Below are 18,486 nucleotides of genomic sequence, written 5' to 3'. Positions count from 1 at the left end.
CACGACGATTTCCGAAACTCGTACTATAGAAACAACGTCGAGATACGGGAGCGCAAAGATGGATCGTTGGCAGGCAATGAGGATATTCGTCAAGGTCGCGGAAACGGAAAGTTTCGCGGCATCAGCCCGTGAACTGCACCTGAGTCCTCCAGCCGTGACTCGCGCCATCGCCGCGCTCGAAGACCTGATCGGCGCACGGTTGTTCGTGCGTACGACCCGTTCAGTCAAGCTGACAGCACCTGGCAAGCGTTATCTGGACGACTGCAAGCGCATCCTGGCAGACATCGTCGAGGCCGAGGCGGCTGCAGCCGGGTCCTATGCCGTGCCTACCGGAACATTGACCATCACAGCGTCGGTCTTGTTCGGGCAGATGTACGTCCTGCCCATTGTGCACGAGTTTCTGAAACGCTATCCGAAAGTCAACGGCCGGCTGTTGTTCATAGATCGCCCCGTCAATCTCGTCGACGAAGGCATCGACGTCGCGATTCGCATCGGCCACTTGCAGGATTCGGGTTTCTCAGCGATCCAGGTCGGCACCGTCCGGCGAGTGATGTGCGGTGCTCCTGCCTATTTTGACGAACACGGTATTCCCGAAGCCCCTGCCGATCTCAAGAACCACCGCATTGCCGCCTCGACCGGCGCGTGGGTTTCACCTGAATGGCGATTTGCCAATGACCAGCGCGTGACCATACATAACTGGCTGCAGTCCAACTCGAACGAAGCGGCCATTGCGACCGCAGTGGCCGGTCTGGCTCTGACCAGAGTCCTGCATTACCAGGTCGCTCCGGCATTACGTGAAGACAAACTGCGGATCATATTGGCCGAACACGAAGACCCGCCCTTACCCATCCACGTACTCTATACAGAGGGCCGACAAGCACCCGCGAAAGTCAGAGCATTCGTAGACCTGGCGGTGTCGATGTTACGTGCGCGCGTTGGCTGACGGCCTTGTTGATGCGCCAGTCGATCGTCAACGGATAGACGGGCTCATCATCACCGCTCCATATCACGCCAGGTATCGTAATCAGGCACCACCATCTCGAAATGCCCGCGCGTGGTGGTGTAGAGCCGGCCAAACATTCGCCCGATCGGATGGTATTTCTCGGGGTCGATATATTTGAGATCTGCATCGAACAGGCCCTCGCGCACATGCATCCGCACGACCTCGCCCAGGGTGATATGCCGATGTGGATTGATCTCGATCATCGCGATCTTGCGGCACTCAAAAGCAACGGGCGCCTCTGCGATGCGTTGAGGCTGCACTACGCTGGATGGCACCAACGTCAACCCGGCCTCGGTCGCTTCGCAGATATCGCGGGGAAAATCGATCGCGCATACATTCATCGCCTGCGCGAGCGCCTCATCGACCAGATGCACGACGAACTCGCCGGTTGCACGAATGTTGATCGTCGTGTCCTTTAACGCACCGCTGCCGCGTTTATCCTCCAGGCCGATCGCCATCACAGGCGGCGCTTCGCCCATGACATTGAAAAAACTGAATGGCGCCGTGTTGTGGCCGGTCTCCTCGGAATACGTGGAGATCAACGCGATAGGCCGTGGCACCACCGTCGACGACAACAATCGATACTGATCTGCGGGAGGTAGAGCCTGAATATCAATGTCCATATTTGTCCTGTGTTCCAGCATTCGCGATGGCCGCAACCCGACGCACACGCAATGCGCTCTTTACGTTCACCTCAATGACCTGCAAGGTTTTCGCCACCCCTCGCTCGGACCTCGCGTTGATCGCGGCACCGTGAAAAACGTGGGTGATACCGCCCGCACACGTCTGCTGTCTCCGCCTTTATCTGGCTCCATCGTCACGTCTCGACGTTCACACCACCGTGCCTTCCGGCAACGACATCAGATGGTCATAGATCTCGCCTGGCCGCGTGATCCATACCTTGTCGGCCTGCGGGTGATTGACGATATGCTCCAGGGCGCGCCGCAAGGCATACAGGCGATAAGGCTGCCCCACAATCATCGTATGCAGCGCGATACCCAGTACGAGCGGCTGGCGCTCGGATTGACGCAGCATTTCCTCGAACTGATGCACGATCATGGTCGCGAACTCTTCGGCGGTGTGATGACGTACCAGAACCTGCGGCGAGTCATTGATTTCCAGCGAATACGGCATAGACATCAGCCGGCCGTTCCGGGTCTGCATCCATATCGGCTGATCGTCGCCGGGCCAGTCCATTTCAAAACTGTAGCCGGCCTCTTGCAACAGGTCTGGCGTCACACGGCTTTGCGACATCCACGGCCCCATCCAACCCCGGGGAGCCCGCCCCGTGTGGCTGGCGATCTTGTCGCGTACGTCTTCGATCAAGCGCTTTTCGTCAGCTTCCCACCATTGCCCCTGACGCTCCGCATTGGTCCGGCCGTGAGCGATGATCTCGTCGCCCCGTGCCATGATGGGTTCAATCACTTCGGGACAGTAATCGAATATCGCCGTGTTCACCAGATGGCAGGCCGGCGCTTTTAATTCGTCAAACAAATCATACATGCGCCATACCCCTACCCGATTACCATAGTCGCGCCATGCGAACGTGCGCGCATCGGGCCCCGGCAACTCATTGGTCATCGCATGGCCCAGCCCACCGCCATATGCGAAGTGCTCGATATTCAGCGCAAAATATATGGCCAGCCGTCGGTCCTCGGGCCAGGAATAGTCGGGACGACGGGTGATCGCTGAATACCCATAGCGACCGTGATGCGGTAGTTCAAACATGGTGAGATCCTCTCGGTCAAAACTCAATATCTGGCGGCGAGCTCATCATTGGCGGCACGAAAACGGGCTACGGCATCCTGGTGAAATGCTCGCTCCTGCTCGCCGTTATCGACCTGTGGCGGTGGCTCCAGATCAAAATTCCCGTAGTCCTTTCCGCGCACCAATGAGGCCGTGAGCCGGGTCTTGCTGATACAGCGCGAACTGGCCGGGATATAACTGAATCCCAACCCCACACGCCGGTAATCGGTGTTGTTGGCTCCCGATGCATGGACCAGAAAGGTATCGTGCAGCGACATCTGACCCGCCCTCACCGGCATGAACTCCGTGTGGGAACGATCAAAGGGCACGTCTACCGTCTGCCCTTTGGACAGCAGAATATTATCGGTATGGTTCTGGCCGTGATGCAGTTGGCCGAGCTTATGTGATCCCGGCACCACCTCCATGCAGCCCGCCTCGATCGGCGCATCGGACAACGCCACCCATGCCGTGACTTGAGTCGAGGGATCGAGACCAAAATAGGTCGCGTCCTGATGCCAGTTGATATAGGCCGAATGATGCGGATTCTTGGGCCAGACAGACAGGTGAAACAGCAGAATATCCGGGCCAATCAGATCCTCGACCGCATCCAGCACCGCCGGATGCCGGGCAATCTCGTCCACCCAGGTAAACAACAGATGAGGTTTGAAATTAAACCCTTTGGTCAGCTGCTGTCCCTGCGCGTTCTCAAATGCTTCCAGTTTGGCGAGATAGGCCCCGGCCTGCTCGCGGCTGAAAACGTCCACCGGACAAACGAAACCCTTATCAGCATAATGATCCACCATCGCCTGCGTGAGTTTCTTTCCCATGTCGAATCTCCAGAATTACGATGCTGCGTGATAGGAATAAAGCGCGGCATAGAGATCGCGTCGCGCCTTGTCTTTGCTACATTGCAGACCAGCCGCCATCGACGTAGAGATGGCTGCCCGTCGTGAACGATGAATCATCGCTTGCCAGGAACAGCGCCGCACGCGCCACCTCTTCGGCGCGTCCTAATCGTCCCATGGCATGCCGGGCCATCCAGCGTTGCCGGCAAGCCTCGGGGTCGTCATGACGCTGCAACGACCGGCGCAGCATGGCAGTGTCAGTCACCCCCGGCATCAACGCGTTGACGCGGATACCTTGTGCCGCATGATCCACTGCCATGGTTTTCGCCAATACCGCAATCGCACCCTTGGATGCGATGTAGGCCGCGTTGTTGCCGCCACTGGAAGCCACCAGTTGCGACCCCAACAAAATTATCGAGCCTCCACCTCTGGCGATCATCGAGGGCAGCACTGCATGCAGCCACAGATAAGTGCCTTTGACATTGATATCGAACACACGGTCCCAGAGCGTCTCCTCTATCGTGACGACCGTGCCGCCAACGGAGACGCCCGAACACGGCATCATGACGTCCACCCCGCCCCATTTCTCGAGGATCCGGGACGCCGCGGCATCGACCTGTCCCGCTTGCGTCACATCGCACACCTCGATCACACACTGACCTGCGTTCGCCTCAACAGCGGCGGCTACCGTCTTTAAGCCCTCCGCATCCACATCTACCAGCGCTACGCGGGCGCCATGAGCTGCAAACAACTGCGCCGATGCTGCCCCTATGCCTGACGCAGCGCCCGTAATCACGGCAACCTTGCCCTGCAATTTCTGATCGCTCATCGTCACACCCCCAAATAAGCGCTGCGTATCTTTGGACTATCGCGCAGCGCCGCAGCATCACCGGTGTCGACATTACGCCCCATTTCCAGAATGACGCCCCGGTGTGCCACGCTCAGCGCCCAATTGGCATTCTGTTCGGCCAGGACGATGGCCAGTTTTTCGGTTTGTTGAATCTCCATCAAGATCTCGCCGATACGCTCCACGATGATGGGAGCCAGCCCCAACGACGGCTCGTCCAACAAAAACAGTTTTGGAAAAGACATCAGCGCGCGGCCGATCGCCAGCATCTGCTGCTCTCCGCCGCTGAGGCTGCCCGCATCCTGTTTATGCCGCTCTTTCAACCGCGGGAAATACTGATAGATCTGTTCCGTGCGCGCGGATATTTCCTGGGCCGACCTGCTGTAGCCCCCTACGCGCAGGTTCTCGCGTACCGTCAACTGCGCAAACACGCGGCGGCCCTCGGGAGAAAAGCCGATACCCGCCCTGAGAATCTCGTGCGGCTTGCGGCCCTTCAGACTGTGCCCTTCCCACTGAATATCGCCACGGGCATAGGGCACCATGCCTAGAATGGCTTTTAACGTACTGCTCTTGCCAGCGCCGTTGGACCCGATCAAGGCAACCGTCTCGCCCGGCGCAATCGTCATCGATACGCTCTGCGTGCCCTGAATGTGCCCGTAGCGCACCTGTAGATCATTGACGCTCAGTAGCGGCATAGGCCTTCCCCAGATAAGCCTCGATGACTTGCGGATCGGCAAGCACCTGCTCAGGCGTGCCTTCGGCGATCTTGCACCCCTGCGAGGTGACAAAGAGCCTGTCGCATAGCCCCGAGATAAAACGCATGTTGTGGTCGATCACCATCACCGAAATCCCGCGGTCGCGCACGCGCGAGATGGTCTCACGCACGTGGTCGGTTTCTTCGGCGCTCAGGCCGGCAACCGGCTCGTCCAGCATGATCATGCGCGGCTCGGCAGCCAGTGCGATGACGATACCCAAGGTCTTCTGATGACCGTAAGGCAATGAATCCGCTTGCGCATCGGCGAGCGAATCGAGCCCCAGCCAGGCCAGCAGACGATCCGCGCGCGCCGCGGCTTCGTCTCGCAACTGCCGCGCACGGGCCGTCGACAGAAAAGTCGCCCAATGGCCTGGGTAGGATTGCAGATAAGTGCCGCGGATGGCGTTCTCGCGCACGGTCTGGCTCTTGTATACCGCCGTCGACTGGAACGTGCGCACCAGACCTCGGCTGGCGCGCTCATGCGGAGGCGTGCGCGTCACGTCCTGACCATCGAAACGAACCTCTCCAGAGTTGGGCAGGATCATCCCGCTGACCAGATTGACGACGGTCGTCTTGCCGGCGCCATTAGGACCGATCAGTCCCACGATTTCGCCCTTATCGACGCTGAAACTGAGATTATTGACCGCCACCAACCCGCCGAACCGCCGCGACAGATTGGAAACCTCGAGCAATCGGCTCATGTCTGCCTCCGTCGGAAAACCGTCGTCACCCCGTGACGAATCAAGGACAGCAATCCGATCATCCCCCCCGGCAATGCCGCCATGACAACGATCAGAATCACGCCAAAGATGATTTGCTGCAGCTCTACATAGCCGCGCAACAGTTCCGGCAAGGCCACCATAAAGACCGTGCCGACGAGCGGGCCCAGCAGGTAATACATGCCTCCCAGCACGTTCATAACGACCATACCCAACGAGACATTCATATCAAAGCCCGTCGGATCGACCGCATGAACCAACTGCGCCGACAGCGAACCCTGCAGCCCCACCAGCGCGCAGGCAATCACAAAAATCATCACCTTCAGCCGAATAACGGGAACACCCGAACTCTCGGCAATCCGGTCTGCCTCGCGCACTGCGTCCATAGAGCGCCCGATTTCAGAGCATAGAATGCGCCAGACGATGCCGATGCACAGCACCGTAATGAGCAGCGAGAAATAGTAGAACGCCACCGGCGACGCAAAAAACGGCAACCCCAATGGGATTTCCTGTATGCCGTTGGCCCCCCCTGTCACCGATTGCCACTCCACAAAGACCAGACGCAATATCTCGCCCAGCAGGAACGTAACCAGCACAAAATACTTACCCGTCAACCGCAGCACAATGGGGCCGATAAGCAGGGCCAGCAATCCCGAGGCCGCGCAGCCTGCCAGCATCGCCAGCAGAAATGGCCATTGCATCTCGACCTGCAGCAAGACACTCGTATACGCCGCCACGCCCATAAAAGCGCCGTGCGCCAACGACACATGGCCAGTGCGTATGATCAGGTTCAGGCTGGCCGCGCCTATCATCGCCAGCACCACCATGGTCCCCAGCGTGATGTAAAAGGAGTTATTGACCACAATGGGCCACAACAACGCCACCACCAGGATCAGCATCGCGATCCAGCCGATACGCGAGAGGCCGTGTTTACGTAGCTTGGGCATGGTTCCCTCTGCTCGGATAGTGCTTCGCCCGCCGATGGGTATGGATTCATTCAGGTTTGCCAAGGAGCCCCCAGGGTCGGAATATCAGCAACGCGACGACCACACCGAACGAGACGAACGACGACACCGACGCGCCATAGAAAGTAGACAGAAAACTCTCCGCAAAGCCCAGCAGCACGCCTCCCAGCGCCGCGCCGGATACGCTGCCCATCCCCCCAAGGATCACCACGATGAATGCGACCATCAACGGGCGATCGCCCATGAATGGCGACAGCGCATAGGTCTGCGCATAGAGGCCGCCCGCCAACGCCGTCATGAATATCGCGATAAAGAAGGCCAGCATGTAAATGAATCGCGTGTTGATGCCTTGCGTGGCCGCGATATCGGAATCGAGCGCCGCCGCGCGCATAGCCAGGCCTTGCCGCGTATGCGTGACGAAAAACCAGAACACCCCCAGCACCACGACAGCGATGCCCATGATGATCAATCGATCCATCGGCAGCAATACGCCATGCACATCGATCATGGTGTCGGTCACGGCCGGCAACGAGCGCTCGTTGACATCCCAGATCAGCACTGCCGCATAGACCAGCGCCATATTCAGGCCCAGCAGCGCAATCATGCTCTGGAACATCTTGTGGTAGAACCAGCGGAATACCAGGCGCTCCAGAACCAGCGCCAACAGCGCGACGACCAGCGCGCCGCCGACCACGGCGATCGGATAGGGCAAACCGTATATCCCGTACAGGTAGTACAGCGCGTAACCGCCCAGCATGGCAAAGGCGCCGTGGGCAAAATTAACGACGCGCATGATGCCGAACAACAGCGTAAAGCCCAATGCAACCAGGATATAGATAGAACTGAGGCTAAGGCCGTTGATGAAGACCTGGCTCAGGATCGGTAAAGAGAACATCGGCGGATCTCACTAGGTCGGACGACTAGATACCGGGCGCCACCGTTCCGAACGGTCGAGTGGCGCGCGGGCACAACCTCATTGCAAAGATGGCTTAGCGCTTTTCGGGTTGCAATGCCTGGATAGTGACCTGCTTGCCGTCCTTGACCTCGACGATCCAGAACTTCATCAGCAATTGATGCTCGACGCCGTAGTCTTTCATCCCGCCCCAGCGCACCGGCCCGAATAGCCCGGCATCGTAGTCGTCGAGTTTCTCGAGCGAATCACGCACCGCAGTGACTTCTGTCGTCCCTGCACGGCGAATCGCCTCGAGCATGATTTTGGCGGCGTTGTACCAGCCTGGCGCTTGGGCGTTGATCACGCCGTCGCCGTATTTCTTGCGGTATGCCTCGATAAAGCCTTTTGCGTCAGGCGAATCGAAGTCGAACACATTCAGCGAAATAAAGCCATTCGCCAGAGGGCCGGCAATATCCACGATCTCGTCGACCGAAGGTCCCCCGACCTGCCAGATCGTCTTTTTAAAGCCGCTCTGGCGTGCCTGTTTCAGCAGCAGCGCAGCCTCGCCGGGCGCATTGCTGTTCAAGTCCAGCGCATCGACATTCTGAGCGATCATGCGCGCCATCAAGGGGGTGAATTCCTTTGCGCCGCGATCGTAAAGTTCGGTCCAGACTTCGATGCCATTGGCCTTGTAGTATTCGGCCAATTGAGGCACGACAGATTGCCCCACCGCATCGTTTGGCGCAATCAAGGCCACCTTCTTGACCTCGGGATGCGTTTCATGAAACCACTTCACCATCGGCGGCCCGAACTCGACCGTACTGTTCATCGCACGGAAGTTGTAAGGCGATTTCGACTCGTTCTTCAAGATGGTGGGTGAAAAGCCATTGGACAGCAACAGCACCTTGGCCGGGTTCGTCACCGCCACCGCGCTCAACACCGATGGCGACCCGATAGGACCGATGATGAACTTGACGTTATCGGCATTGATCAGCCGATCAGCCGCCAGGCGTCCCCCCGCTGCGGTGTATTTATCGTCGTACATGACCAGTTTCGGTGTGTAGACCTTGTCACCCACTTTCAGGCCGCCTGCCGCATTGACCTCGTCGAACGCGATCTGGATCCCACGCTGCAGGGCCAACCCCCAGGCGGTTCCTCCGCCCGACAGTGGTCCGATGCCACCGATTTTCAATTCTTCCTGGGCGCCAGCCGTAGAGGCCAGCATCATCGCTGCGACGAATGACAGTACCTTGATCTGCTTGAACATGCGCGTTCCCCTTGAACAGTTTGGTTTGACCTCAGCTTGTTATGGTGATCTTCCTCTTGTCGCTATGCCCTCCTGAAAGTGCCCCCCGCACTTTTCAAGCGTCCCGTCTGCCGTTGCTAGGCAGCCTCGCGGTCAATGGCGGGATGCTGTCCGCGCCAGGCCGTGACCTGCTCGAATCCTGCTCCCGCACGCAGCACTTTGTCGTCCTCGTGGCAACGGCCGACGAACTGCAGTGATAAAGGCAGTCCCTTACCGGACAAGCCGCACATCACGGCCAGTGCAGGATGCCCGGTCAAATTGAACGGCGAACGCGCCTGGCGGGCATACGTACGGGCAAACTCGACTTCGTCGTCGATTGCCGAAGCCGGCTCCAGAGAATTGGCGACGACCAGGATGTCAACATCGCGCAGCACTCGATCGACGGCCTCGATCAACTGCAGGCGCCAGCGTTGCGCCTGCACGTAGTCGCCTGCGCCAAGAAATGCGCCGACAATCAGTTTTCGCCGTGCGATATACGAGTAATCAGCCGGCCGCTCGCGCAGCCAGTTCGCGTGTACTGCCCAAGACTCCGCATGAAAGATGACGCGCTGCGCCGTCGTGAAACGAGCCAGCGGCGGCAGGTTCACGTCCGTCACCAATGCACCGTGTTGACGCAACACATGAACGGCGTCGTCAATGGCACCGACCACCTCGGGACTGGCCTGCATGTCCTGCTCATGAAAATGGCGCACCAGACCAAAACGCAGGCCGCGCAGGCCTCGAGACAGTTCCGCGGTGTAATCGTCCACCGTCTGCTGCGCGCTGCCGGGGTCCTCGGGATCATGACCGCCGATAACGTTCATCGCGATCGCCAGATCCTCGCTCGAGCGTGCGATGGGCCCGACATGATCCAAGGTAAAGCACAGGGGGAACACCCCATGGCGCGACACCGCGCCATAGGTGGGTTTCAAGCCCACCACGCCGCAATGTCCGGCCGGGTTGCGAATCGACCCGCCCGTATCCGTTCCCAGGGCCAATGGCACAAAGCCTGCCGCCACCGCGGCACCTGAACCGGAAGACGAGCCTCCCGTCTGGTGTTCCGTATCCCAGGGATTACGCGCCGGTGGATAGGCGGCATCGTCGCTGGGGCCACCGATAGCAAACTCGTGCAGCGCCAGCTTGCCCAGGGTGATCGCGCCCGCGTCACGCAACCGCTTGACGACTGTCGCGTCGCGTTCGGCCACCTGGTCAAGCATCAGGCGGGAATGGCAACTCGTGACCTGCCCGGCCATGTCGATCAGATCTTTCAACGCCACCGGAACGCCATGCAATGGGCCACGGCAGTTTCCGGCGGCAATCTCGTGCCCTGCCTGCCGGGCCTGTGCGAGCGCCCCCTCTGCATCCAGCGATACAAAAGCGTTGATACCGCCGTCGTAGCGGGCAATGCGCGAGAGCAGCGCCTTTACGACGGTTTCGGGTGTCAAGGCACCATGGCGATAGGCGCGCGACAGCTCGGCGGCTGTCATCCAGTGAATATCGTTCACGGGCAGCTCCTCGCCTGCATCGGGGGCCATACCTCGGCCTTGACATCATCGAGCGTAAACAAGACATTTCGCAACTGCATCGCCGATTGAATCGCGATGAGTAGATCCTGCTCGAAGGCGCCTACGATTTCATCCAGGCCCGCATCGCGCGCCATCAGCAGATACAAGGGATTGACCCGACTGGCCGCACCGGACAACGCCATGATTGCATTCCCAGTTAGTAAACATGGGAGTAGTTAACCGGATTACTTAATAAATAACTATTGGATAATATCCAAGCATTATTCGAAAAAAACTAAGTCCCAAGCCGGTCTCGAATATCGGAGTATTGGCCGCTGCCAATGCATGCAGCAAGGACCGGTGTTGATGCGGACGCTTGAAACGGGGAACGGTAATGAACATCAAGTACCGGCAACTGCAGGCCTTTACACTTGCCGCCAAACTGGGATCCTTTGCCAAGGCGGCAGAGGAACTGTGCATTACCCAACCGTCCTTTTCGGTGCAAATACGCGAACTCGAGCATGACCTCGGGCTGCAATTATTCGAACGCACCACGCGTTCGTGCCGGCTGACGCCAGCGGGAGCGACCTTTCACCGAGAAATTGCGCCTATCCTGCACGACCTGCGGCAGGCCTATGGCCGTGCCATCGACGTGGGCGCCGGACGCAGCGGCCAACTGCTCTTGTCGGCCCTGCCATCGCTGTCCTTTGGCCTGTTGACAGAAGTGCTAGGCCGATTCAACCAGGATTACCCTAATGTACGCATCCGTATGCGCGAAGAGTTGAATGTCGCCGTCATCGAGTCAGTCAAACGCGGCGAGGTAGAGTTGGGCGTCGGCTCTGAGCTGAACGGCGACCCCGAGTTAGGATTCATGCAACTCTTTCACGACGATCTGGTCGTCGTCGCCCCGGTGCAGCACGCCATCTTCGACGAGCCCCTGAAATGGCACCGCGTTGGCGACTACCCGCTCATCATGCTGGCCATGGGATCCGCAGACCGCGCGATTCTCGCGAACCGTCCCGGCATCACACCCGCTATCGAAGTCGCTTATATGGGCACCGCTGTCAGCATGGTGCGCAACGGCATGGGCATCACGATTCTGCCCAGCAGCGCCCTGAAAGGCGTCGACATGGAAGGCTTGCAGGCGCAAGCCCTGCCGGGAAAAGATTGCCGCCGCACGATAGGCGTGCTTTACCGCAAACGTGCCCCCTTGAGCACCATCGCCCATGCCTTCGTCCATCTGCTACAGAAAAGCGCCGCTACGGTTTCAGCTGGCTGACATGGGCCGCCACCACACGCCACCCGCCAGGCGTACGTACCCATGTCTGGCTTTGACGCCCGGTTCCGGCTATGCCCTCTCGCCGGAACTCCATGTTGCAGGTGGCGAAATCCCGGCCATATGTCGTGATCACCGTCTTGAGCACCTCTCGATCCAGCCCCTTTGACGGCCGGCCGGCGCGAAAGGCCTGGATCTCGTCATAGCCGTATAGATTTTCGCCTGCGCCATAACGCAAAGTATGCGGGCTATCCCAGAACAATTCGTCCAACACTGCAACGTCATTGCCTGTGAGGGCCTTTTCATAGCGGCCGAATTGTGCTGTCACCTCGGCCACGACTTCTGGCAGGTTGATCTCCATTACCGTCGTACCTCACGTTGAAAGATTTCCAGGCTGAGTTTTTTAGTCTCGATGAAACTGGGCTGAGACAGCGTCTCGACGGTACGCGGCCGTGCGTCGCAATAGTCGAGAATCTCGGCAACGCGGGTTGGCCGTTTAGTCAGCAGCAACACCTGATCGGCGAGATAGACGGCTTCCTCGAGATCATGCGACACCAACAGCATGGTCGTACCCGTTTGCATGAACACTTCCTGCAATTTTTCGCGAATGAACAAGGTCATCTCGAAATCCAATGCAGAAAAAGGCTCATCCAGAAACAGGACCTCGGGCTTTGGCGCCAAGGCACGCATGATCGATGCCGTTTGCTGCTGACCGCCCGACAACTCGTAAGGATAACGGTTCAAATCGAATTTCACGTCAAACGACGCGATCAGCTCCTCCATCCGGCGATCGACTTCGACCTTGGTCTTTCCCTCCAGCATCAAGGGATAGGCAATATTGTCGATCGTGCGCATCCAGGGAAACATCGCTTCGCGATAGTTCTGGAATACATAACCGATGCGAGTGTCTTTCAGCGACTTGCCGTCAAACAGGATCTCGCCGCGATCAATGGGGATCAGGCCTGCGATCATGTTGATCAGCGTGCTCTTGCCGCAGCCATTGGGGCCGAACACCGACACGATGCGGTTTTTCGGGATGTCGAGATCGAAATTCTCATACAGCGGCCAACCCGCAAAATACTTGGTCAGACCGCGTATGGTGATATGCGTGCCCGCAGGTCCGGGGGTAAACCGTGGGGGTGGCACATCGGCATAAGCCGGAACATTCAATACAGCACTCATTATCGTCCGCTCCAATGTACGACACGGCGCTCGATCACCAGGAACAGGATGTTGAGGACATAGCCCAACGCCCCCGCCGCCAGGATCGCGGCATACATCGTTTTGACATTCAGGATTTGCTGGGCATCGATGATGGCGTGACCCAGACCGTTTTCAGAACCGATAAACATCTCGGCCACGATCACGATCACCAGCGCCATCGACACCGCCGAGCGCAGCCCGACAAAACTGGGTTGCAGGCTTTCCCATACCAGCACGTCCTTGAAGATGCGCCAACGAGAGGCCCCCATCACCTTGGCGGCCATGACGCGCTGCTTACGCGCGTTGATCACACCATAGGCGCTGTTGAAAATCACAATCAGCAATGCGCCAAATGCCGCGATGGCTACCTTGTTGAAATCGGACACGCCGAAAATCAACAGGAACAGCGGAATCAACGCGGAGGACGGTGTAGACCGAAAGAAATCCACCAAGAACTCCACACTGCGATAAGCGCGCTCGTTGCTGCCCAGCAAAACACCCAGGGGCATGCCGATCACGGCGGCAATCGCGAAGGCTTGCAGCGTGCGGCTGACGGTCACGAGAAAATCCGTCAACAAGTCGCCGCCGGCCAACCCCTGCACCAGTGCCACGAGCGTGTCCACCGGTCCTGGCAACAGGATCGGCTTGACAAAACCCATCCGCACGACCAGGTCCCAAATGATGAACAACACGATCGGCCCGACAAACGGCAACAGCCGATCGCTAAATGGCGCACGTGGCGGCGCGGCATCATGCGAAGCGGGCGGAGCCCACGTGCCCGTCCCGGAAGAAACTGCAGATTTTTCCATGAGGTCAGGCCTTGTAAATCAGTCCAGCGACATCGATCTTGCGGGCGAAGATCTGTTTCTCGGTAAACAGATCGAAGTACTTCTGAAAATATTCCACGTCACTGGGTTTGAATTCGTCGTACATGACGTAGGCTGCCAGAGGGACTTCCTTGGTCAGTGCGCCTTCGATCGCGGTGTAGCCTTTCATATACTGCCGAGCCTCGTCAGGCTGATTGCGCACGAGATCGATGCCACGGCGATAGGCCGCGATGAATTTGGTCGCCACGTCCGGATTCTTTTTCAGGAATTCGCTCGTCAGGCTGGCCGAGCCGCCATGCCACGGCGCCATGGGGTCTCCCAGAATGTAGTGCGCCACGACGCCGGCCTCCAGCACACGCGTCGTGCCATTGAGCCGCCCCACCGTACCGGTGGGCTCCAGCGTGTAGCACCCCTCCACCTGCCCCGCAGCCACCGCTGCGACGTGCTGGCCGATAGGTAACTCAATGACTGACGCACCCGTGGCGCCAGCACGCTCGAGCATAGTCTTGGCCAACGTCATGTTCTGAATTCCCGGGCCGCACGCAATCCGCTTGCCCTTGAAATCCGCTACGGTTTTATAGGGGCTATCCTTGGCGACGATGAATTCATCCAATACGTCTTTGACGTTGGTGGGGTTGGTGCAGAAAATTTTGAACAGGCCGGGTTGTGCGATTTCGCCAATTCCCAAGTTGGCGGACCCGGTACCGTTGGAGCTGCCGTCGCAGCGGCCGGCCAGCATGGCTTCCATGACTTGCTGAGCACCGGCAAATTTCTGTCCTTCTACATCCAGGCCGGCCTCTTTGAAATAGCCTTTCTCCAGTGCGGCGTAAAACGGCAACCCTGACGCAACCGGCCAGAAACCGATGCGAATTTTGGGTGCTGTCTGAGCTCGCACCAGCGCAGGGGCGGCCAGCACGCCAAACAATGCGGCGCTGGAACGCAACACGCGGCGGCGGCTGGCACTGGCCAACAGGGTAGCGGAACAAGCTTTGCTCATGAGGAACTCCAATAACAGCAGACTAGGGGCGGACTCATCGGGAATCCAGGCTTGTATACCGTCTCGCAAAATCCATGCCATATTGCCCTGACACCGAGGTGCCCTCTCGGGAAACCAGCCGTCCCGCTGCAGACCGCTCGGCTTCTTTCCTGACGTCGCAGAAGTCGTGCGCACCGCTACTGTGCCCGCTTGCACGCGAACGCACCACATCGGTGCACAAATGCCCTCGTTTCTGTGTTCCACACCTTCTATTCCGCCGCCTGCGCAATCGAATGCAATATCTGTGGCCGCCGCTCTCGCGCCTTTGCCTACCCTAGTTCACGCGCGTGTCATTTCGTGTTCAGGCCGCTCGTCGTATCATGGCAAGAGCATTCATCACAGGAGCCGACCATGAGCAGCAACATCGCCCCCACCGTAGCACTGAGCAATGGTGTAGCCATGCCGCAATTAGGGCTGGGCACATGGCCTATGGACGACGCAGAGGCAACGCGTGCGGTCTCCGGTGCTTTGCAGATGGGTTATCGACTCATCGACACCGCAGAGAACTATCGCAATGAAGCCGGCGTAGGTGCAGGCATCCGTGCGTCTGGCGTCGCGCGCGATCAACTATTCATCACAACCAAATTCAACCGCGAATGGCATAGCCTCGAAGGCCCTCGGCAGGCCTGCGAGGCGAGCTTGAAACGCCTGGGCCTGGACTATATCGATCTGCTGTTGATCCACTGGCCCAATCCCAAACAGGACCGGTACGTCGAGGCTTTCCAAGGGCTGACCCAGCTGTTGGAAACCGGTCTGGTACGCGCCATCGGGACGTCCAATTTCACCGTGCCGCACTTACAGCGTCTGCTGGACCAGGGTCTGGTACCGCATGTGAATCAGATCCAACTGGACCCGTATCATCTACGCAGTGACATCGTCGCGCTGCACCAGGCCCACGGCATTGTCACGGAAACATGGAGCCCCATTGGCCGCGGGGGTGACATGCTGGCCGACCCGGCGATTGCCGCCGTGGCGAAACGTCACAGCCGCACGCCGGCTCAGGTCGTGTTGCGCTGGCATACCCAGCGTGGTTTTGTGCCCGCGCCCAAATCCTCCGACCCGACGCGACAGGCGCAGAACCTGAATATTTTTGATTTTCAGCTATCAGATGATGAAGTCGCTGCATTGAACGCGCTGGATCGTCCCGATCCAAATATGTTGGATGCGGAACGATTTGGGCATTGAACTCGTATCACCAACGATGCTGATACGTCAGCGTCAACAACGCCCCCGACGCCGGTAAACGGCTGGTGTTCGTACTGCTGCGCATCAGTTGGCTATAGAGCGGGTAGTAATCACGATTGAACAGATTTTCAACGCCGACGATCAAGGTGTCCTTGGGCGTGAACTCATACCGGCTCATCAGGTCCACCGTGAAATAACTGCTGACGTCGCGGCGCCCAAAGCCCTCTTTTCCATCCAGACGATAGTCCTCGGCGCCGAAGTAGTTCGCTTGCACCCGGGTGCTCCATCGTTCAGTGGGGCGGTACTGTAAATATGCGGTGAGCTTGATCGGAGGAATACGAAAGCCCGTCATATCCTGCCAATCGCCATTCTCGGGCTGTTCGCGGCCTTTCATCCAGGTAAAGGTTCCGCCTGCGCCCCAGGTTTCGTCATCCGTGAGGTAATCGACGGTTCCTTCGACACCGTAGATGCGCTCTTTCGTACGCGTGAGGATCAGGCCATTGTTGAAACTCTGCACATCCCCGAGTTTTGACGTGGTGTAAAACACTGCCAACGAGGCCGAGGTGTTGCTACCTATGCCACCGCGCCATCCCAACTCGTAGTTGTTGGTCTTGACTGGCTGCAGGTCCGACGATTCGATATCGAATCCCGGCCGCGCATTGCGCATCTGCACGCCGATATCGGGCAGTTGGAATCCCTGGCTGAAATTGGCATAGAACTCCTGCCCCTTTACAGGCGCATAGGCCAACCCCGCGTTAAACAGAAAAGCGTCATAGCTGACCGCCCCACCATCCACCGTCGCAGGCGACGGCACGCGCAATTGAGACAAGGGCACGAAATCGTCGAACTTTGCGGTCGCATATTCGTAACGTATTCCGCCTTGAGCTGACCATTGCTCATTGAAGCGATGCTCCAACTGCGCGAACACGCCCGTGCTGCGCGTGGTCAACTCGGGCATATACGTCAACCGGCCGGTCTTGCGAAATACCCGGCCACCGCTGGCGTCATACGCCGCCGCGTCGAAAATATCGAGCGGCATATCGCTGCGTTCCTGATTGAAATCAGCGCCCCAGAGAACTTTGGACTGTTCCCCCAAAGGCGTATCGACCGTCAGACGTCCACCCAGCACCTTGGAGTTTTGCGTCACCTGATCGACCTGATTTCCCCGGGTAACCACTGCACGGGCATCGAACGGGGTGAAACGCGTAAAGTAGTCGCGGTAATACATTTGCCCCGTGACTTTGCTGCCCAACAGATTCAGATGCTGATACTCCAGGTTCACCAGCGTATTGCGGATCTGATTCTGGTCGACGAGCTCCAGACCGCTCATGGGTAATGCCCGCGCAGTGCCCGGCGGGAGCCGTGCTACCGATGGATCCGAGGTGTAATCAGAATCCTGGTCTGCGTTGTAATAGCTGGCGGAAAGCTGCACACGCTGGTTCTCGTCGATGCGCAGCCCCAGTTTGCCTCCCAGGCTATAGATATTGGAATCAAACAGGTCACCTTGGCTGGGCTCGGGTGCAATGCGTCGGCCGTGGGCATCGTACGAGGCCCCATTGTGACGGGCCCCCAAGTCAAAGGAATAATCCAGTATCCCTTCGCTGCCCGCAAAATGTTGCTGCAGCTGGCCGCCCAATCCATCGGCATGCAAGCGCGTCAAAGGACTCACACCGGTCAGGGTCGTCTCCGAGACAAACTCCCCGCCAGCCGGCCGAGTCGTAATCGACACAATCCCGCCCGTCGCACCCGCGCCGTAGATGGAACTGCTGCCTCGTAATACCTCGACACTCTCGATCGTAGCGGGATCGATATTGGCCAAATTCCGGGAGGAGTCCCGATTCGTATTGAGCGGAATACCATCGACCAACACCAGCACGCCGCGGCCCCGCAACGTCTGCCCGTAATCAGTGATAGTGCGGCTCGAGTCCGCCATGCCGGGCACGGCCTTTGCCAACACCGTAGCCAGGTTGCCTGAACCCGTGCGCAGCTCTTGCAGCGCATCGCGCTCCAACACAATCGTCTGCTGCACGGGGCTCACCAGATTGCTCGACGTGCGCGAAGCCGACACTTCAATCGGCGCCATGACCGCCGGATCACTTGCCGTTGTAGACGCGGCAGCTGCATTAGACTCGACAATGATTGCTGCGCCCTCTTTCCGGGCGTGCAAGGAAGTGCCCTTGAGCAACGCGTCCAGTGCCTGCTGCGGCGACATGCGCCCGGAGACCGCGGGGGCATTCAAACCAGCCACCGTTTGCGGGGTATAGAAAATCTGCAGGCCATGCGTTTGGGCCAGATCCCGCAACGCCTGATCCAGCGATTGAGCAGGCATATTGATCTCGACCGGCGCCGGCTGTGCCTGGACATTGACGGTCCCCAGACTCAGCATCAATGCCACTCC

At 58.6% G+C, this 18,486-nt stretch carries 19 protein-coding genes; 3 read left to right on the top strand and 16 right to left on the bottom strand.

Translation table 11 applies throughout. The features are described 5' to 3' along the window. The first annotated feature begins 58 nt into the window (after positions 1 to 58). A complete protein-coding gene (locus ACYVIT_RS11500; protein ID WP_415806132.1) occupies positions 59 to 943 on the top strand; it encodes a LysR family transcriptional regulator in 885 nt (294 codons plus the stop codon). A 50-nt stretch (positions 944 to 993) separates the two neighbouring features. Here ACYVIT_RS11500 and ACYVIT_RS11495 read toward each other — a convergent pair whose 3' ends face one another. The 11 genes from ACYVIT_RS11495 to ACYVIT_RS11445 all read right to left on the bottom strand — a co-directional run bounded on the left by ACYVIT_RS11495 (position 994) and on the right by ACYVIT_RS11445 (position 10,764). Next, complete coding sequence (locus tag ACYVIT_RS11495) at positions 994 to 1,626, bottom strand: flavin reductase family protein (RefSeq protein ID WP_415806131.1); 633 nt, start codon at positions 1,624 to 1,626, stop codon at positions 994 to 996. Positions 1,627 to 1,834: 208 nt separating this feature from the next. After that, on the bottom strand, positions 1,835 to 2,731 hold the full coding sequence (locus ACYVIT_RS11490) for a polysaccharide deacetylase family protein (protein WP_415806130.1): 897 nt from the start codon (positions 2,729 to 2,731) through the stop codon (positions 1,835 to 1,837). 23 nt (positions 2,732 to 2,754) lie between these two features. Further along, positions 2,755 to 3,576 (bottom strand): phytanoyl-CoA dioxygenase family protein, encoded by an 822-nt coding sequence (locus ACYVIT_RS11485; protein WP_415806129.1) that lies wholly within the window; start codon positions 3,574 to 3,576, stop codon positions 2,755 to 2,757. A gap of 76 nt (positions 3,577 to 3,652) precedes the next feature. Next, positions 3,653 to 4,423, bottom strand: a complete 771-nt coding sequence (locus ACYVIT_RS11480) for a glucose 1-dehydrogenase (RefSeq protein ID WP_415806128.1) — start codon at positions 4,421 to 4,423, stop codon at positions 3,653 to 3,655. A 2-nt stretch (positions 4,424 to 4,425) separates the two neighbouring features. Beyond that, positions 4,426 to 5,136 (bottom strand): ABC transporter ATP-binding protein, encoded by a 711-nt coding sequence (locus ACYVIT_RS11475; RefSeq protein WP_415806127.1) that lies wholly within the window; start codon positions 5,134 to 5,136, stop codon positions 4,426 to 4,428. Next, positions 5,114 to 5,896, bottom strand: coding sequence for an ABC transporter ATP-binding protein (locus ACYVIT_RS11470; protein WP_415806126.1), 783 nt, complete (start codon positions 5,894 to 5,896; stop codon positions 5,114 to 5,116). Before ACYVIT_RS11470 ends, ACYVIT_RS11475 begins: the two co-directional genes overlap by 23 nt. Next, positions 5,893 to 6,861, bottom strand: coding sequence for a branched-chain amino acid ABC transporter permease (locus ACYVIT_RS11465; protein WP_415806125.1), 969 nt, complete (start codon positions 6,859 to 6,861; stop codon positions 5,893 to 5,895). Before ACYVIT_RS11465 ends, ACYVIT_RS11470 begins: the two co-directional genes overlap by 4 nt. 46 nt (positions 6,862 to 6,907) lie before the next feature. Beyond that, on the bottom strand, positions 6,908 to 7,774 hold the full coding sequence (locus ACYVIT_RS11460) for a branched-chain amino acid ABC transporter permease (protein WP_415806124.1): 867 nt from the start codon (positions 7,772 to 7,774) through the stop codon (positions 6,908 to 6,910). Positions 7,775 to 7,868: 94 nt separating this feature from the next. Next, positions 7,869 to 9,038, bottom strand: coding sequence for an ABC transporter substrate-binding protein (locus ACYVIT_RS11455; protein ID WP_415806123.1), 1,170 nt, complete (start codon positions 9,036 to 9,038; stop codon positions 7,869 to 7,871). A gap of 116 nt (positions 9,039 to 9,154) precedes the next feature. Beyond that, positions 9,155 to 10,561: an amidase gene (locus ACYVIT_RS11450; protein ID WP_415806122.1), complete on the bottom strand. Its 1,407-nt coding sequence runs from the start codon at positions 10,559 to 10,561 to the stop codon at positions 9,155 to 9,157. After that, positions 10,558 to 10,764, bottom strand: a complete 207-nt coding sequence (locus ACYVIT_RS11445) for a hypothetical protein (RefSeq protein ID WP_415806120.1) — start codon at positions 10,762 to 10,764, stop codon at positions 10,558 to 10,560. The genes ACYVIT_RS11450 and ACYVIT_RS11445 overlap by 4 nt, the downstream gene beginning before the upstream one ends. Before the next feature lie 191 nt (positions 10,765 to 10,955). On the opposite strand from ACYVIT_RS11445, the gene ACYVIT_RS11440 reads away from it, so the two are divergent. Beyond that, positions 10,956 to 11,840, top strand: coding sequence for a LysR family transcriptional regulator (locus ACYVIT_RS11440; RefSeq protein ID WP_415806119.1), 885 nt, complete (start codon positions 10,956 to 10,958; stop codon positions 11,838 to 11,840). Here ACYVIT_RS11440 and hpxZ read toward each other — a convergent pair. The 4 genes from hpxZ to ACYVIT_RS11420 are packed head-to-tail and all read right to left on the bottom strand — an operon-like array spanning position 11,821 to position 14,864. Next, positions 11,821 to 12,198 (bottom strand): oxalurate catabolism protein HpxZ, encoded by a 378-nt coding sequence (hpxZ, locus tag ACYVIT_RS11435; protein WP_415806118.1) that lies wholly within the window; start codon positions 12,196 to 12,198, stop codon positions 11,821 to 11,823. The genes ACYVIT_RS11440 and hpxZ overlap by 20 nt on opposite strands. Then, the gene (locus ACYVIT_RS11430; RefSeq protein ID WP_415806117.1) at positions 12,198 to 13,019 is read right to left on the bottom strand and encodes an ABC transporter ATP-binding protein; all 822 of its coding nucleotides are present in this window, start codon (positions 13,017 to 13,019) and stop codon (positions 12,198 to 12,200) included. The genes hpxZ and ACYVIT_RS11430 overlap by 1 nt, the downstream gene beginning before the upstream one ends. Continuing rightward, a complete protein-coding gene (locus ACYVIT_RS11425) occupies positions 13,019 to 13,849 on the bottom strand; it encodes an ABC transporter permease (RefSeq protein ID WP_415806116.1) in 831 nt (276 codons plus the stop codon). The genes ACYVIT_RS11430 and ACYVIT_RS11425 overlap by 1 nt, the downstream gene beginning before the upstream one ends. Before the next feature lie 4 nt (positions 13,850 to 13,853). Beyond that, complete coding sequence (locus ACYVIT_RS11420) at positions 13,854 to 14,864, bottom strand: ABC transporter substrate-binding protein (protein WP_415806115.1); 1,011 nt, start codon at positions 14,862 to 14,864, stop codon at positions 13,854 to 13,856. A 390-nt stretch (positions 14,865 to 15,254) separates the two neighbouring features. On the opposite strand from ACYVIT_RS11420, the gene ACYVIT_RS11415 reads away from it, so the two are divergent. After that, positions 15,255 to 16,088: an aldo/keto reductase gene (locus tag ACYVIT_RS11415; RefSeq protein ID WP_415806114.1), complete on the top strand. Its 834-nt coding sequence runs from the start codon at positions 15,255 to 15,257 to the stop codon at positions 16,086 to 16,088. A 7-nt stretch (positions 16,089 to 16,095) separates the two neighbouring features. Here the strand turns inward: ACYVIT_RS11415 and ACYVIT_RS11410 are convergent, their stop codons facing one another. Further along, positions 16,096 to 18,474 (bottom strand): TonB-dependent receptor, encoded by a 2,379-nt coding sequence (locus tag ACYVIT_RS11410; protein ID WP_415806264.1) that lies wholly within the window; start codon positions 18,472 to 18,474, stop codon positions 16,096 to 16,098. Positions 18,475 to 18,486 lie beyond the last annotated feature (12 nt).

The sequence above is a fragment of the Bordetella muralis genome (genome assembly GCF_054781015.1).
The sequence above is the reverse complement of the archived record's forward strand: the minus strand, read 5'-3'. Positions and strand labels throughout refer to the sequence as shown.